Below are 14,521 nucleotides of genomic sequence, written 5' to 3'. Positions count from 1 at the left end.
CGAGGGAATAGGATGGCTGACATGCATCACCCAGACGAAGGATCCTTTGAGCGCATGACCAGCGGGCAGTGGTTCATGCCCGGTGTCAACGAGGAGGTCAGCGCCGAACATCGCCGCGGCTTCCTGCTGGTCAAGGAGCTCAATGAGCTGCACAACACCAACCCAGAGCGCGCGAAGGAGATCTTGCGAGAGCTGCTTTCGCCCGAGTCCGAGGTTCCCGGGCTGCACGTCCCGCTCAACTTGGAGTATGGCTGCAATGTGACCATCGGAAAGGGCGTCTTCATCAACTTTGGCGCGACGATCCTGGCGCAGGCGCCTGTAACCCTCGGAAATCACGTCATGATCGGTCCGAACTGCTCGCTTATTACCGTGGGGCATCCTGTCAACGACCATGAGATGCGAGCAGAAGGTTGGGAGATTGCGAAACCTATCAGCGTCGGCGATAACACGTGGTTTGGTGCCAATGTCACTGTGCTGCCGGGCGTGACAATCGGCAAGAACTGCGTCGTGGGAGCGGGCACGCTGGTGACTAAGGATATCCCGGATAACTCGCTGGTCTTGGGCTCACCGGGACGTGTGGTGCGCAAGCTGGAGGACAACGAAGATAGGTGGGAGCGCCAAGATCTCGATGTTTGATCTCAAGGCGATCGGCACAGGACTTCCCGTCCTGGAAACCATCGATTCTCTGCCTTCCGCCGGTCACGTCGTCGTCCAGGCCCCGCCCGGCACGGGTAAGACCACGCTCATACCGCCAGCGCTGGCTAACCAAGTGGAGGGCAAGGTTCTCGTCACCGCGCCGCGCCGAGTAGCTGTGCGTGCGGCGGCAAACCGCCTTCAAGAGTTGTCAGGCCAGCGCATCGGTTATGCGGTGCGCGGTGATTCCCGCAAAGGTCAGGACGTCGAGTTTGTTACCCCCGGCGTGCTGTTGCGCCGACTGTTGCGGGATCCGGAACTTGAAGGGATTTCCGCCGTAGCCATCGACGAGGTGCATGAACGCCAGCTCGATACCGATTTGGTGCTGGGCATGTGCTTGGAGTTGGCTCAGCTCCGCGATGATTTTCGGGTCATTGCTATGTCCGCGACTGTCGACGCCTCCCGCTTCTCCCAGCTCATGGGAGGGGCGCCGATCCATTCCACCGAGGCCGTAACGTACCCGCTCGACATTTCCTATGAACCGATTCCGGGACGTGCCGCGGGCGATCGAGACTTTTGGAAAAGCGTGGCCAAGGTTGCCGCGCGGCAGCACGAGTCCACTCTGGTCTTTGTGCCGGGTGTGCGCGAGGTCAACCTGGTGTGTGATGCCTTGAGCGGCCACAACGTTTTCCCACTCCACGGCCGCCAAACCACGCAGGAGCAGGACGCGGCCCTGTATACGCGAGAACAGCGCATCGTGGTGGCGACGTCTATTGCGGAGTCCTCGCTGACCGTGCCGGGCGTGCGCACCGTCATCGATGCTGGATTGTCCCGCGTTCCCAAGCGGGATGCGCAGCGCGGGATGAGTGGGTTGGTGACGGTGTCGACGTCGAAAAGCAGCGCCGATCAGCGCGCTGGACGTGCCGGGCGTGAGGCGCCGGGTACCGTCGTCCGTTGCTATTCGCAGGAGGATTACCAGCACTTTTCTCCGCACGTGATTCCAGAAATCCTTTCCGCGGACCTCACGCAGGCGGCGCTGTTCATGGACTGTTGGGGCGCGGGACCGGACTTCCCGTTGCTTGATCAACCGCCGAAGGCTGCGCTTGCCGACGCCCACCGCACCCTGGAATTGCTTAACGCTGGCGAGGAATTGGCGCTGCTACCGACCCACCCACGATGGGGCGCGGCACTGTTGAAGTACGGTGCGGGGGCAGCACGCACGATTGCCCGCCTGGATGATTCGGACCCGAAGCGGCTGGCCCGCCTGGTGCCCGACAAGGGGCCGGTGGACCCAGGCGTGGTGGTCGCTACTGCCTTCCCGGAGTTCGTGGCTAAGCGCGTGGGTGACAAGGAGTACTTGTTAGCGAGCGGTACCCGCGCGCGGCTACTCAACGGTGAACAGGGAGCTGACTGGTTGGCGGTGGCGGAGGTGTCGTTGGCGCAATCTGGTAACGCCATCATTCGTGAAGCCGTGCCCATCGCGGAAAAGGATGCGCTCGAGATCGTCGGCGTCACGGAGGAGACGCGAGCGTTTCTCGACGGATCCAAGGTCCGCGGCGTGCGCGTGCGTGCGGCAGGTGCCATCGTGTTGTCGGAGACGCCCGTAAAGGTCTCTGGCGATGAGGCGGTGGAGGCACTGCGTAAGTCCGGACAGGGCTTAAGCTTGTTCCACTTCAGCGAGAAGGCCCAGAACCTGCGGGACCGTCTGCGGCATCTGTATCGGGCATACGGTGAGCCGTGGCCAGATATCGACAATGCCAACCTTGAGTGGCTGGATCCGGAGCTGCATGAGTTGGCGATTGGCGGGCGCCCAGACATGTATCCGGCGCTGCAACGATTGCTGCCGTGGCCCGAAGCCAGCCGCTTGGACGAGCTCGCGCCGGAGCGTTTGCCGGTGCCGTCCGGGCGTGATGCAAAGATTGATTGGTCCGGCGAGCGCCCGGTGGTTTCCATCAAGTTGCAGGAGTGTTTTGGTTTAGCGGAGTCCCCCGAATACTGCGGCCACCACGTGCAATTCCATCTACTGTCTCCCGCCGGGCGGCCGCTTGCTGTGACCGATGACTTGGCCAGCTTCTGGTCCGGGCCCTATGCCGGGGTGCGCGCCGACATGCGCGGGCGCTACCCAAAACACCCGTGGCCCGAGGACCCGTGGAATGCGGTAGCAACCGCAAAGACGAAGAACAGGATTTAACCCCACTGCTGCCAGGCCAGGTACACGCTCATCACCACGACGAGAGTGAGCAGCGCATAACGGATGAGCTTCGCACCGCCGCCGAGCACTGTTCGCGCGCCCAGCTGCGCACCAATGATATTTGCCGCTGCGAGAACAAGTGCTAGGCCCCATACCACGTGCCCGCCCAGAATGAAGGCGATGAGCGCGCCAACGTTGGTGCACGTGTTGACCACCTTGGACATCGCGGCGGAAGTAAGGAAGTTCTGGGAGAAGATGGCTGTAAATGCCATGATGAGGAACATGCCGGTGCCGGGGCCAAAGACGCCATCGTAGAAGGCAATGGCCGCCACGGCGGCTAACCCCGCCCACGTGCGCCAACCGCCGCGGATTCCCTCTCCTTCGCCGCTTCCGAAGCTTGGACGGAAAGCAACGAAGGTACCCACCGCCACCATGAGCACGATGATGACTGGGCGCATGATGTCTTTGTCGATGAGCGCGACCGCCGTGGCGCCGAGGCTGGAGCATACAAGGGCGATAAGACCCATACGGATGAGCTCGCTCTTCGGCGGGCGGACTTTCTTGACGAGCGTAATGGCCGCTGACGCTGTGCCAGATACCGCCGCCACCTTGTTTGTGGCTAGGGCGGCGGCGGGAGCAAGCTGCGGTGCCACCGCCATGATGAGCGGAATAAGGACGAGGCCGCCGCCACCAATAACGGCGTCGATCCATCCGGCCACGGCAGCTCCAATAGTGAGAATCGCCCAACCACTCAATCCAAAGCCCATGACCATCATTAAACTCGATTGCATGTCTGTGCGTGCAAGGTGGGCCATCGTTGCCCCGGGATCTGTTGCTCTCGGGGCAGTATTCAGCTACCTGCACGTGCCCGCCGCCTGGATTCTGGGCGCCATCGTGGTCTCCGGCGCCATGGCACTGACGACGGGCAAGGAGCTTTCCGTCAACGATCGCTTCTATGCTGTCGCTCGCGGTTTCATCGGAATGATGGCGGGGATACCGCTGACCCTTGTGCCTGCCTCCACGCTCATTGGCTTTGTGCCGGCTGCGGTGACGATGTCCCTCATCACCGTGCTTATCGGTGTCGCTGGCGGTGTTCTGCTACACCGCTCACAGCCGAAGGATATTTCCTGGGAGACGGGCATTTTATCCATGCTGCCCGGCGGAGCCTCGCTCATGCCCGCGCTGGCTAGCGAGCTGGGTGCGGACTACCGCTACGTGGCGCTGACGCAATATCTGCGCCTCCTGGCGGTGTCGGTATCGCTCCCTTTGGTGGTTTCTTTGTTAGATGCTCCTGCGGGCGAAGGCGTCGACATGAGCGTTGACGGCGAGGTCACGTGGTGGATTGTGCTGCTGACCCTCGCTATCGCCGTGGTTGGTGAGAAGCTAGGCAAGCTCGTGCGTTTGCCTGCGGCTGCGGTGCTAGGTCCGCTCATCTTGACGGTGCTGGTCGCTCAGGTTATCCCAGCCGGCCACACCTTGGAGCCGCTCTACGTGTTCAAGATCATGGCATTCATGTCCATCGGCTGGGTCTGTGGTGGCGGGCTGTCGGTACCGGCACTGCGGGCCTTCGCCAAGCAGCTGCCGGCGACGATCCTCTTCATTGTCGTGGTCATCGGCGTGTGTGCGCTGACCGCCCTGCCGTTGACCGCATGGCTAGACATCACCTACTTTGAGGCTTACCTCGCCACCTCGCCCGGCGCGCTGGAGACGGTTCTCGCGCTGTCCGCAGAAGGAGGGGCGGGTCCCGCCGTGGTGGCCGTGCAGATTATCCGACTCATCATCGTGCTGGTCATCGCCGGCTACCTGCCGCAGATTCTGGGGCTATTCCGCAAGCGCCGCTAGTGGTACCACCCAGACCCCATCCGGACGTTGGAAAGCTGGACCGCTGGGAATCACAACTATCAGCGCTGCTGGAGGCGAAGAAAGCTTAGCGGCTACGTGCTTAAGGTGTGCTGCCGCTGCATCGACCTCGTTGTGCGAAAGTTTCGCCTCAAATCCCACCCACGAACCATCTCGAAGCTCCACTACTGCATCAATTTCTTCGCGCCCCTTCATATCCCTCAGGTGGAATACTCCGCGCGCACGCAGTGCCTGCGCATAGACGCGCAGATCGTGCACAAGTTGCGCCTCGAAGAGGATGCCTAATGTCTCTAAATCCCCAAGCAGTTTATCTGGACCCGTTCCCAACAAAGCAGCAGCCAAACCGGGATCGGCAAGCTGGCGTTTAGGCATTTGGACCATGGAAGTCTTCGACCTCGTACGCGGTGACCAAGCTGGTTGATCCTCAATAAGGAAGAGGCGCGTAGCAAAATCGTGAATGACGTTCACAGTTTCTGCGGCTGGTGTCGAGGTAGCGCTGCTGAGTTCTCCTATGCGTTTACGAATCGCTGCAGCGGTGGCCGGCTGGGCAACTAGTCCGGCATAGGCATGAAGGAAAGACTGGAAACGGCGCGGATCGCGGCGCGGTCCGCCAAGCTCCGGATAATCGTGCTCGCTCATCTCCGTGAGGTAGGATTCCATCCCTTCCTGCGCGTCGAGCGGATCAAGGTCAAAGAACTCCGGAAAACCACCAGCAACGATCCATCGGGCATAATCCGCCACGGTGGCGTCCGTCCCGGCTGTAGGCTCTTGATTGCCAGCAATGATGGCGCCCAGTGATACCCGCTCAGCAGCAAGTTCTCGCTCTGCCAAACTCAACGTGCGCAATTGAATCGAACGAATACGGCCTGCGCCCGAATGCCTGGTGGCATCGTCATTGGGCGTGGAGGAGCCTGTAAGGAGAAACTGTCCTTTCTCCGGTGAGTCATCAACTGCATGGCGCACTTCATTCCAGATAGCAGGGACAACCTGCCACTCATCAATAAGCCGCGGCCGCGCCCCTTGAAGCCCCAAAGCCGGTTGCATGCGCGCAAGGTTTGCTTCTGGGGAGTCACGGTCAAGTTGAATGACGGACTTTGCGAATTGGCGTGCTGTTGATGTTTTCCCACTTGCACGGGGGCCTTTGAGGAAGAGGGCTCCCGAAACACGGAGCCCTCTCTCGACTTCTGCATCAACGATTCGGGGCAGGTACATACCACGCATGTTAGCCCGACAAGTGGATAAATCACAGAGTCACTAGTGGATAAATCCAAGAGTCAGGTGTGGATAAATCCAAGAGTCTAAGAAGCGACCTGGGGTTTTAGTCCAGAATTGTCTCACGCAGGATCGACATCGGCACAGAGCCTAGGGCCAATGCCTGGGAGTGGAAATCGCGTACGTCCATGCCCTGCTCCACCGCAGCGTCGCGGGTTTGCTGCCACAGGCGCTGGCCCAAGGCATAAGACGGAGCCTGACCCGGCCAACCCAGGTAGCGGGTGACCTCGAAGGAGAGGTTGGCATCATCCATCGCGGTGTTCTCACGCATGAAGGTCTTGACGTGGGACTTATCCCAGACACCGGACGTGTTGCAATCCGGCAAAGGCTTACCCAAGTGGAGTCCGATGTCCACCACGACGCGGGCGGCGCGGAAACGTTGGGCGTCGAGAAGCCCCATGCGGAAACCTGGGTCATCCATGTAACCCAGCTCCGCCATGAGTGCTTCCGCGTAGAGAGCCCAGCCTTCACCATGGCCGGAGTTCCAGGTCACCGCGCGGCGCCACAGATTGAGGTCAGGCTGGGTCAGCGCGGCACCAATCTGCAGGTGGTGGCCCGGCGCGCCCTCATGGTGGACAGTGGTCAGCTCCTGCCAGGTGTGGAAAAGCTCCTGACCAGACGGTACGGACCACCACATGCGGCCGGGGCGGGAGAAGTCATCCGACGGCGAGGTGTAGAAGATACCGCCGGTGCCGGCCGGGTCGATGCAGCACTCGATTTCTTTAACGGCCTCCGGGATATCGAAGGCGGTGCCGTCGAGGTCCTTAATGACGCGATCCGCGGTGGACTGCATCCACTCCACCAGCGCGTCGGTGCCGTGGAGCTGGTAGCGCTCCTCCTCGTTGAGCTTGCGCATCGCGGCGCGGACCGTCACGTCGGAGCCGTAGAGCTCGTGGGCGATCTTTTCTTGTTCCGCCTTGATGGAACGCACCTGATCCAGGCCCCACTCATAAGCCTCATCGAGGTCCACGGCATCCCCGACGAAAAGCCTGGAGAAGCGCTCGTAGCGCTCCCGGCCCACCGCGTCCTGGGACGGAGCCTGCGGTTGCAGCTCGTTGGAAAGCCAATCGGCGAATTCGCCGAAGGCTTCCTTGGCCGCGTCCACCTCGGGGCCCTCCACACCAAGGTCCTCGAGCATGGAGCCGGCGTCGGCAAGCCGCTCACTCTGCACGAATACTTCCGAGATCTGGCGTTGGGGCGCCACCATGCCACGCGACGCCGCCTCGGTGAGGGACTCCTTGTAGCCGCTGAGGGATGCCGGCACCTTCGACAGGCGCGAACGCAGGGCGTCGAGCTGTTCCGGAGTGTCCTTCGGCATGAGCATCAGGGTGTCGCGGATGGTCTGCACCGGCGAGGCAATGTTGTTAAGACAACGGATGTCCTCGCCAGCATGGTGCAGGTCAAGATCCAGGCAGAGACGGTCGCGCAGGACGGCGGCGGTGACGTAGTCCACCTCGTCGAAATCGTCGTCATCGTCGGATTCGTCGGTGGTGTCATCGAGTGCATCGAGATCCGCCATCATCTCACGGGTGCGATCCGCCACGGAGGAGTAGTACTCCGGGGAGAAATCCTCCAGCTCCCCATCGAAGCCGGGGATTCCCCACGCGGTGGCATCGGTGGGCGTGAGCTGCGCGAGGTCGTGGACGAAGTTATCGCACGACGCGTCCAGCAGCGAAGGCTGGCGCTCTGCGTTCTGGTCAAAACTCATAAGGGCGAAGTCTAACGAAGATCCGGGGGTTTGGGCCAACCTGGTGCCGCCTTATTTACCAGGTTGTTAGCTAATTGTTGCTCCACTTGCTACCCGGACTCACCCAGGATGCGAATTCGTTCAGCACTTCAGCTGGATCGGCATTGACCACGAGCGCATCGAGGAAGCGTTTTTGGACAAACCCCTCCTGCACCATTGCGGAGTACATTTTTCTAAACGGCTGCCAGTAGCCGTTCACGTCTACGAGTCCCACCGGACCATCGATGTTGCCCAACTGCTGCAAGGTGAGGACCTCGGTGAGCTCCTCCAGGGTCCCCACGCCACCCGGCAGGCACACGAAGGCATCGGCGAGCTCCTCCATGCGCGTCTTGCGCTGGGCCATGGTGTCGACCACCTCGAGCTGGGTTACCCGCTGGTGGGAAAGCTCGTAATCGACGAGCTGGCGCGGGATTACTCCAATGACGGTTCCGCCGGCGGCAAGGCAGGAGTCCGCAACGATACCCATCAGGCCTACGTCACCACCGCCATAGACCAGGGTGAGGTTTCGGCGCGCGAGCTCCTCCCCCAAATGGTGCGCGGCTTGGCTATAGGCCTCAGAGTTTCCGGCGGCGGAGCCGCAGTACACAGCAACAGAATCCATGGGTATCACTCTATCGCAGGCGCATTTCTAGACCATGATGTCTACTGAATCCTAATTTCTATTAGACAATGCGGTCTGGTGAATTTATACTTGACGCCATGATTAAATCCGGTCCCGTGTTCACGCGCCCCCGCACCCCAGCGGCGAAGTGCCTCCACATCATTCGACTCAACCCCGTTGTCACCCGCAGTGAGCTTGTCGAAGCCACGGGACTCTCCCAGCCCACAATCACCCGCGCCACCGCCGCGCTTTTGGGTGCTGGACTGATCCGCCAGCGCACGGATTTGACGCAGTCCCGCGGTCGCGGGCGCCCCACAGTGCCCTTGGAGGTAGCGGATAATGACTGGATGCTGGCCGGCATTGCCGTCGGTACCGCCTTTACCCACATCGCCTTCTTTGACACGCAGGGACGCACGCTCCGCGAGGAAGACGTTGCTACACCGGTTTCTCGCCTGAGCGCGAGTGGCGTCATCGAGCACATCATCGCTGGCGTTAATCGCCTCATGGCCGGCCTGGATCGCCGCTTGGTGTCAGTCGGCATGACCACCTCCGGCAGCGTCAACGAGGCCGGGCGCATCACCGCCCACAACCTGGGGTGGGACGAAATGGACATCGCCAGCCGCCTGGAGTATCAGTTCGGCGTTCCGGTAGTTGTATCTTCCGTCATCCCGGCCATCCTCGGCTCAGAGACGCAGTCGACGGAGATGGGAGCGGAGAAGCCCGTCATGGTGCTCTACGCGGATGACTCCGTCGGTGCTGCGCTCACAGTTGGCGATGAGATCGTGCAGCTCGACATCGATGACCCTGACTCTCTCGCTACGCAGGCGGTGCTCGATGTGACAGGTGAGGAGTCTTTCCCAGACGTGGTTGCGAACGCTGACGATGAGACGCGAGCGCTTCTCGACGACCGCGCACGCTCCCTCGGCGCCACCGCCGCTGAGCTTTTGGCTGAGCATAAACCGGACACCCTCGTGGTAGCCGGCGGAGCCTTCTCAGATGATCCGGCAGCGCCGAAGCTCTTTGCTTCCGCTGTACGCCAGGCCACCGACCACCCGGTGGAGCTGCGCATGGTTCCCTCGCACACCGAGATTGTTCGCGCCTGCACCCGCGCTGTAGCGCTGGATCCTCTGCTGCGCGTGCCGCTCGATCTCGGCCGCGAGGCCAAAGCTGCCTAAAAGGGGATTGAAGTAATTCCCGTAAAAAGGTGGGCTTTGAGCCCAAGGTGCTGGGCGCCGGCGACGAAGTCCGGCCGATCGTCGAAGAAGTGGGTGTCCTTGGCCTGGGCCCCGAGGGCATCCACGGCCACGAGGTAGGCTTCCGGATCCGGCTTGGCCACCCCGATATCGCAGCTCAGCGTCACGGCGGCGCATTCTTCCAGCCAAGGCTGCGTCTGGCGGATCCTGGTTCCCAATGCCGCTGGCACATTCGCCAGGATGCCAACACTATGGCCCTGGCCAATAAACCCTAGGACCGCACGAACCATTTCTTCGTCGGCTACCAGCAGGTGCTCGGTGTCCAATTCGATGGCGTGGCTGACATCAAAAGGAGCAAGACCGGCCAGCGCGCGAATGCGGCCCCAATATTGCGCATCGCTCAGGTGCCCAGCGTCATATGCAGGGCGAAACTCCTCATAAAGAGACCAAAAGTGCTCTACATTGTCGGGACGGAGGTAATCCTCCAGCTCAGCGTTCCCGGCGGGCGTAGCTGACCGCATGAGCACGCCGTAGAGGTCGAAGAGCAAAGTGGCCATGCGCCCAGTGTAGCCAGACCGCAAGAGCGCCAGTCAGCGTGCCCGCTACGAAGAGCGGAAGCGATAGTGTGCCGTGCGCCCACAGCGTCGAGGTTGCCCCCACTAGGAATAAGCCGCCGACGCTAAACAGGGAGCGGCTCAGCGCCGTCGCCGCCGCGGCGGCGCACAATAAGAGGGCAAGGCCCGCAAATGGGCCGAGCATCACCGCGAGGGCGAAGAAAAAGGTTCCCAGAGCCATGTTCGTTGCCGCCAGCCACATGCCACCGACCAATGCAATCGCTAGCCCGGCAAGGGCACCGCAGATGAGCATGAGGCGCGTTGTAGTCATAAAAAAATTCTCCCACCAACCGCAGGGGGCCGTGGGAGAATCCGCGCAAACTATATGGCTTCGTTACCGTTGCGCCAGCGAGCCATCGACACGCAGCAGGCCAGAACCGTCATTGCCCACCAGCTTGAGCTGGTCAATGATCTCAGACACGGAGGACTCTTCCTCAACCTGCTCCTCGAGGAACCAGTTGATGAGACCACGGGAATCCAAGTCCCCAGCCGCATCTGCGGTGCGGGCGATCTCCCGGATCTGCTCCGAGACCTTCTGCTCATGCGCGAGGGATGCCTCGAAGGCATCCAGCGGCGTAGCGGCCTTGACGGAGCCAACCTGGATATCCTCCAGCTCCACGCGGTAGCCGCGGTCCAGCAGGTGCTCGGCGAACTTCTGCGCGTGCTCGCGCTCTTCCTCTGCCTGCTTGAAGAACCAATCGCGCATGCCCGGGAAGGACAGATTGTCCATCTCATATGCCAGCTGGGTATAAATCAGGGCCGCGCCGTGCTCGTTGTTGACCTGCTCGTTGAGGAGGGTTTGCAGCTTCTCATCCATGAGGGTGCTTCCTTTCATCCGTTTTTGTGTTACCCACAATACAGAAAAACTCAGGACGCGCTAGCAAGGCGATCTTAAGCAAACTCGCACGTCATAACACTTTTTCTGGTAGGTTTACCTAACCCAAACCAGAAATCCTCTGATAGCGCTGAAGGCTTGCGCCATCGAGGCCCCGGAATTCCACCGCTATTCCGCGGCTCGCATACTTGCCCTCCACAGACTCGAGTACCGCGACGGTTGAGGCATCCCAAATATCGGCCTCGGAGAAATCCACGATGACCTTCTCCACCGGCAGGGTGTAGTCGAAGGCATAGACCAGATCGTTGGAAGAGGCGAAGAAGAGCTGGCCGCGCACGGTGTAGACATTGCCCTCCAGCTCCACTGACACGAGGTGGGCGACGCGGCGTGCAAAGGCCACCGAGGCAGTGAGCACACCGAGGATCACACCGACCGCCAAATTATTCGTGGCCAAGGTGCCAATCACCGTCACCAGCATGACGAGGGTTTCGCTCAAAGGCATGCGGTGAATCGTGCGCACCGAGCGCCAATCCACGGTGTGAAAGGACACCATGAACATGACCGCCACAAGAGCAGCCATGGGGATTTTCCCTACGGTGTCCCCCAACACGAGGATGAGGATAAGGAGGAAGACGCCGGCGAGGAACGTCGACAAGCGCGTGCGTGCCTGCGATTCCTTGACGTTGATCATGGTCTGGCCAATCATCGCGCACACGCCCATGCCGCCGATGGCAGCGGCGAGCATGTTGCCGATGCCCTGGCCTACGGATTCGCGCGTTTTATCGGAGTGGGTATCCGTGAGGTCGTCGACAAGCTTGGCGGTGAGCAGGGATTCCATGAGGCCGACGAGGGCCACGCCCAGTGCATAGGGAAGGCAGAGGAGGAAGGTGTCCTTCGTCCACGGGATATCCGGAATGACGAAACCGGGCAGGGAAGTCGGCAGCTCGCCCTGATCCGCGACGTCGGGAACCTGCCAGCCGAAAATCACAGTCAACATGGTGACAACCACAATCGCCACGAGGGGCGCGGGGATCACCGTGGTGATTCGCGGCCACACCACCATGATGACGAGGCCCAGAGCAACGAGAGGATAGACCAGCCACGGCACCTGCCACAGGTGACCCAGCTGCGCGGTGAACATGAGGATGCCCAGCGCGTTGACGAAACCCAGCATGACGCTACGGGGGATGAAACGCATTAGCTTGGCGACGCCCAGCATTGCCATCACTACTTGCAGGATGCCCGCCATCCAGATGGTCAGCAGCACGTACTGGAGGCCATGCTCGTGGGCCAGGGGCGCGATGACCACGGCGACAGAGCCCGCCGCGGCGGAGATCATGGCTGGGCGCCCGCCAGTGATGGCGATGGACATCGCCATGATGACGGAGGCGAAGAGCCCCACCTTGGGGTCGAGCCCGGCGAGGATGGAGAAGCTTAAAACTTCAGGGATGAGGGCCAGCGCAACAGCAAGCCCGCCAAACATCTCCTTGCGGAAGCGGGCGGGCGAGCTGAAGGCCGCGCGGAAAGAACCGGCGGAACGGTCAGACATTAGTGGCCGTCTTTGAAGGAACCATCGCGGGTGATGACCGGGAGGACGGACCACGCGAAGTTGATCCACTGGTCGGTCTTCTTCCAGGAGAAGTCCGGCTCAAAGATGGTGGTCGGCTTGGTGTAGATGACGGCAGACTTGACCTCGGACGCGGTCTGCTCGAGCAGGTTGACCACGAGGTCGAGGGTCTTGCCGGAATCCGCTACGTCATCGACGACGAGGACCTTCTTGTCCTTGAGCGAATCCGTATCCAGCTGCGGGTTAAGGAGAATCGGCTCCGGCAGGGTCTCACCGATATCGGTGTAGAACTCCACGTTGATAGCGCCCATTTCTTTGACGCCGATGGCATAACCAATAGCGCCTGCAGGGATCAAGCCTCCGCGGGCCACGCCCACGATGAGATCCGGGAACCAGCCCGAATCCACGATTTGTTGCGAAAGGTAGCGGCTGGCCTCACCGAAGACCTCCCACGTCAGGTTCTCGCGTTCCGGGTTCCACCACTCCGGGGTGCTCATCGTCTAGGTCTCCTTCGCCAGATTGTGCATTTCCCTCAGTCTAATCATCTACCTCAGCGGAACGGAACCTCCGCCACCGTTCGGCGCAGTTTGCGGGTGCGCAGCCGCTCCGGATTCTCCGCCAACGCCTCCACCGCGCGCACCGCACACATGACGTGGGCTTCCTTCGAGTTCGAGTAAAAGGCCTGCGCTTGGGCGGGAAGCTTGGGCACGGCATGCAAAGGTAGATCGGACACCGACAGCAGAGTGCCATACGGGATGCGGTAGCGGTAGCCGTTGGCAGCGAGGGTGCAGGATTCCATGTCCACGGCCACCGCGGTGGAGTGGCGCAGCCATTCCCACAAGTCCCGGGAGGTGCGCCACTCCCAGTTGCGGTCATCGGTGGAGAGCACCGTGCCGGTGCGCATGAGCGAATTGTCTTTCCCGTATACCTCCTCGACGGCGGCCTCCAGCATGCGCTGGATTTCCGGGATGGCGGGAATCGGGTTGCTGGTGGTGACGGTGCCGTCGAGGATGTGGTCCTCACGCTGATAAGCATTGCCCAGGATGAGGTCGCCGATGCGCATGCGGCCATCGAGCCCTGCGCAGTGGCCGATCATGATCCAGGCCTCTGGGCGCAGCACCGCCAGGCAATCTGTGATGGTCTTGGCGTTAGAAGGGCCCACACCGATATTGATCATGGTGATGCCATCGCCGCCGGCGGTGATGAGATCAAAACGGGGCATCTGGTAGCGGGAGGTGAGGGTGAGCTCGTCGACGTCGAGAAGCACCGCGTCATTGGAGTGGATGGTCTCCCCCGTGGGCAGCACGAGCGCGGTATAGCGTGAATCCTCACGTGAGAGTTCCCGCAGGCCGAACTTAACGAACTCGGTGGTGTGCATGGCGTAGTTGGTGAACAGGATGTACTTCTGCACGGTGTCCACCTCGATGCCGGTGTAGTGCTCAATGCGAGCGCAGGCGATGTCGAAGCGCTGCGGGCCAAAGTGGAACAGCGGCTTTTCTTTCCCGTGGAAGGCCTTCCACGCGCCGTCAACGATCCCGTCATGAACCGCATCGAGGGTGGGCCGGGGTATGTCGCCGCGGTCCTGGGGAATTTCTGTAATCCCCCGGATATATTCCGGCGGGATGCGCTCATCCGATTGACCGACGTAGATATCGCAGGGGTAGTTATTGGTGAGCCGCGTGAGCTGCTCCGTGAGGTAGCTACGAATCAGCCATGGTTTTGATATCACTGCCGAGTAGCGGCCCTCTTGGTCCACGTAGCCGAAGGGCTCAGAGCGGTCGATGGGTGTCCATTGGCGGATATCCACGGTGATCTTCGGGTAGACCACGTGGCGGTAGGCGTCGTGGTCCCCCGAGGCGAGAGCGTGACGTGCCAGCTCGCAGGAACTGTCATAGAGCTCGCTGAGGCGGGAAATCGCTTCATTGACGGAGTGGACATGCTGCAGGTCGGTCATGCTCGCGAGTGTATCCATGAAAGAAGCCCGCCGCGGTGAGGCGGCGGGCTCTAT

General features: G+C 61.3%; 14 protein-coding genes. 4 read left to right on the top strand and 10 right to left on the bottom strand.

Annotated elements, in window-relative coordinates; translation table 11 throughout:
* The first annotated feature begins 21 nt into the window (after positions 1-21).
* Both M5J06_RS03155 and M5J06_RS03150 read left to right on the top strand, forming a co-directional pair.
* On the top strand, positions 22-636 hold the full coding sequence (locus M5J06_RS03155; protein ID WP_250223945.1) for a sugar O-acetyltransferase: 615 nt from the start codon (positions 22-24) through the stop codon (positions 634-636).
* Positions 629-2,824, top strand: coding sequence for an ATP-dependent RNA helicase (locus tag M5J06_RS03150; protein ID WP_250223944.1), 2,196 nt, complete (start codon positions 629-631; stop codon positions 2,822-2,824). Before M5J06_RS03155 ends, M5J06_RS03150 begins: the two co-directional genes overlap by 8 nt.
* Here M5J06_RS03150 and M5J06_RS03145 read toward each other — a convergent pair.
* Positions 2,821-3,597, bottom strand: a complete 777-nt coding sequence (locus tag M5J06_RS03145; RefSeq protein WP_437177585.1) for a TSUP family transporter — start codon at positions 3,595-3,597, stop codon at positions 2,821-2,823. The two genes, M5J06_RS03150 and M5J06_RS03145, sit on opposite strands and share 4 nt — an antisense overlap.
* 16 nt (positions 3,598-3,613) lie before the next feature.
* Here M5J06_RS03145 and M5J06_RS03140 point away from each other — a divergent pair, with 16 nt between their 5' ends.
* The gene (locus tag M5J06_RS03140; RefSeq protein WP_369815737.1) at positions 3,614-4,666 is read left to right on the top strand and encodes an AbrB family transcriptional regulator; all 1,053 of its coding nucleotides are present in this window, start codon (positions 3,614-3,616) and stop codon (positions 4,664-4,666) included.
* Here M5J06_RS03140 and M5J06_RS03135 read toward each other — a convergent pair.
* The 3 genes from M5J06_RS03135 to M5J06_RS03125 all read right to left on the bottom strand — a co-directional run bounded on the left by M5J06_RS03135 (position 4,646) and on the right by M5J06_RS03125 (position 8,304).
* Complete coding sequence (locus M5J06_RS03135) at positions 4,646-5,896, bottom strand: ATP-binding protein (protein ID WP_070533481.1); 1,251 nt, start codon at positions 5,894-5,896, stop codon at positions 4,646-4,648. The two genes, M5J06_RS03140 and M5J06_RS03135, sit on opposite strands and share 21 nt — an antisense overlap.
* A gap of 106 nt (positions 5,897-6,002) precedes the next feature.
* Positions 6,003-7,664, bottom strand: coding sequence for a DUF885 domain-containing protein (locus tag M5J06_RS03130; protein ID WP_070624729.1), 1,662 nt, complete (start codon positions 7,662-7,664; stop codon positions 6,003-6,005).
* Positions 7,665-7,734: 70 nt separating this feature from the next.
* Positions 7,735-8,304: an LOG family protein gene (locus tag M5J06_RS03125; RefSeq protein WP_070624731.1), complete on the bottom strand. Its 570-nt coding sequence runs from the start codon at positions 8,302-8,304 to the stop codon at positions 7,735-7,737.
* Between the two features lie 98 nt (positions 8,305-8,402).
* On the opposite strand from M5J06_RS03125, the gene M5J06_RS03120 reads away from it, so the two are divergent.
* Positions 8,403-9,479 carry an ROK family protein gene (locus tag M5J06_RS03120; protein WP_250223942.1) on the top strand — a complete coding sequence of 359 codons (1,077 nt, stop codon included), beginning with the start codon at positions 8,403-8,405 and terminating at the stop codon, positions 9,477-9,479.
* Here M5J06_RS03120 and M5J06_RS03115 read toward each other — a convergent pair.
* From M5J06_RS03115 to amn, 6 genes are all read right to left on the bottom strand, one after another.
* Positions 9,476-10,054 (bottom strand): HAD-IA family hydrolase, encoded by a 579-nt coding sequence (locus tag M5J06_RS03115; RefSeq protein WP_070520350.1) that lies wholly within the window; start codon positions 10,052-10,054, stop codon positions 9,476-9,478. The two genes, M5J06_RS03120 and M5J06_RS03115, sit on opposite strands and share 4 nt — an antisense overlap.
* Positions 9,987-10,382, bottom strand: coding sequence for a hypothetical protein (locus tag M5J06_RS03110; RefSeq protein WP_070525025.1), 396 nt, complete (start codon positions 10,380-10,382; stop codon positions 9,987-9,989). The genes M5J06_RS03115 and M5J06_RS03110 overlap by 68 nt, the downstream gene beginning before the upstream one ends.
* Before the next feature lie 63 nt (positions 10,383-10,445).
* Complete coding sequence (locus M5J06_RS03105; protein ID WP_070525023.1) at positions 10,446-10,928, bottom strand: ferritin; 483 nt, start codon at positions 10,926-10,928, stop codon at positions 10,446-10,448.
* Between the two features lie 118 nt (positions 10,929-11,046).
* Positions 11,047-12,495 (bottom strand): SulP family inorganic anion transporter, encoded by a 1,449-nt coding sequence (locus tag M5J06_RS03100; RefSeq protein ID WP_250223941.1) that lies wholly within the window; start codon positions 12,493-12,495, stop codon positions 11,047-11,049.
* Positions 12,495-13,010 carry a phosphoribosyltransferase gene (locus tag M5J06_RS03095; RefSeq protein ID WP_070520361.1) on the bottom strand — a complete coding sequence of 172 codons (516 nt, stop codon included), beginning with the start codon at positions 13,008-13,010 and terminating at the stop codon, positions 12,495-12,497. The genes M5J06_RS03100 and M5J06_RS03095 overlap by 1 nt, the downstream gene beginning before the upstream one ends.
* 53 nt (positions 13,011-13,063) lie before the next feature.
* On the bottom strand, positions 13,064-14,467 hold the full coding sequence (gene amn / locus M5J06_RS03090) for an AMP nucleosidase (protein ID WP_070520364.1): 1,404 nt from the start codon (positions 14,465-14,467) through the stop codon (positions 13,064-13,066).
* Positions 14,468-14,521 lie beyond the last annotated feature (54 nt).

The organism is Corynebacterium intestinale (assembly GCF_023574125.1).
Classification (GTDB): domain Bacteria; phylum Actinomycetota; class Actinomycetes; order Mycobacteriales; family Mycobacteriaceae; genus Corynebacterium; species Corynebacterium hesseae.
This window is presented reverse-complemented; position numbering and strand designations above follow the sequence as displayed.

Coding starts and splice junctions, on each gene's coding strand:
- M5J06_RS03155 (WP_250223945.1), top strand. CDS start 22: ATGCATCACCCAGACGAAGGATCCTTTGAGCGCATGACCAGCGGGCAG.
- M5J06_RS03150 (WP_250223944.1), top strand. CDS start 629: ATGTTTGATCTCAAGGCGATCGGCACAGGACTTCCCGTCCTGGAAACC.
- M5J06_RS03145 (WP_437177585.1), bottom strand. CDS start 3,597: ATGGTCATGGGCTTTGGATTGAGTGGTTGGGCGATTCTCACTATTGGA.
- M5J06_RS03140 (WP_369815737.1), top strand. CDS start 3,614: ATGTCTGTGCGTGCAAGGTGGGCCATCGTTGCCCCGGGATCTGTTGCT.
- M5J06_RS03135 (WP_070533481.1), bottom strand. CDS start 5,896: ATGTACCTGCCCCGAATCGTTGATGCAGAAGTCGAGAGAGGGCTCCGT.
- M5J06_RS03130 (WP_070624729.1), bottom strand. CDS start 7,664: ATGAGTTTTGACCAGAACGCAGAGCGCCAGCCTTCGCTGCTGGACGCG.
- M5J06_RS03125 (WP_070624731.1), bottom strand. CDS start 8,304: ATGGATTCTGTTGCTGTGTACTGCGGCTCCGCCGCCGGAAACTCTGAG.
- M5J06_RS03120 (WP_250223942.1), top strand. CDS start 8,403: ATGATTAAATCCGGTCCCGTGTTCACGCGCCCCCGCACCCCAGCGGCG.
- M5J06_RS03115 (WP_070520350.1), bottom strand. CDS start 10,054: ATGGCCACTTTGCTCTTCGACCTCTACGGCGTGCTCATGCGGTCAGCT.
- M5J06_RS03110 (WP_070525025.1), bottom strand. CDS start 10,382: ATGACTACAACGCGCCTCATGCTCATCTGCGGTGCCCTTGCCGGGCTA.
- M5J06_RS03105 (WP_070525023.1), bottom strand. CDS start 10,928: ATGGATGAGAAGCTGCAAACCCTCCTCAACGAGCAGGTCAACAACGAG.
- M5J06_RS03100 (WP_250223941.1), bottom strand. CDS start 12,495: ATGTCTGACCGTTCCGCCGGTTCTTTCCGCGCGGCCTTCAGCTCGCCC.
- M5J06_RS03095 (WP_070520361.1), bottom strand. CDS start 13,010: ATGAGCACCCCGGAGTGGTGGAACCCGGAACGCGAGAACCTGACGTGG.
- amn (WP_070520364.1), bottom strand. CDS start 14,467: ATGACCGACCTGCAGCATGTCCACTCCGTCAATGAAGCGATTTCCCGC.